Source organism: Paraburkholderia sp. SIMBA_027, from assembly GCF_046535315.1.
GTDB classification, from domain to species: Bacteria; Pseudomonadota; Gammaproteobacteria; order Burkholderiales; family Burkholderiaceae; genus Paraburkholderia; species Paraburkholderia tropica.
In genome coordinates this window covers 1-237 of sequence record NZ_JAWRWY010001580.1, presented here as the reverse complement: position 1 = coordinate 237, position 237 = coordinate 1, and the positions used below count along the sequence as shown (strand labels likewise).

General features: G+C 68.8%; 1 pseudogene. It reads right to left on the bottom strand.

What is annotated here, in order from left to right:
• Positions 1 to 59 precede the first annotated feature (59 nt).
• A pseudogene (locus SB764_RS44500) lies at positions 60 to 237 on the bottom strand (chemotaxis protein); the annotation flags it as partial.

Sequence of the window (237 nt, the reverse complement as noted above, 5' to 3'; positions counted from 1 at the left end):
CGCCAGCCGCGAACTGACGCCACGCCTGCAACGCGCGATGAGCGTGGTGCAGGGGTCGCCTAGTAGGCTGCAGACAGCTTGAACACCGCCACCGCGCGCGCCAGGTCGTCGGCCTGATCGTGCAGCGTGGCGGCGGACGCGGCGAACTCCTCGACCAGCGCCGCATTCTGCTGCGTCACGCTGTCCAGGTGCGTCACCGCCTGGTTGATCTGTTCGATGCCCACGCTCTGCTCAGCC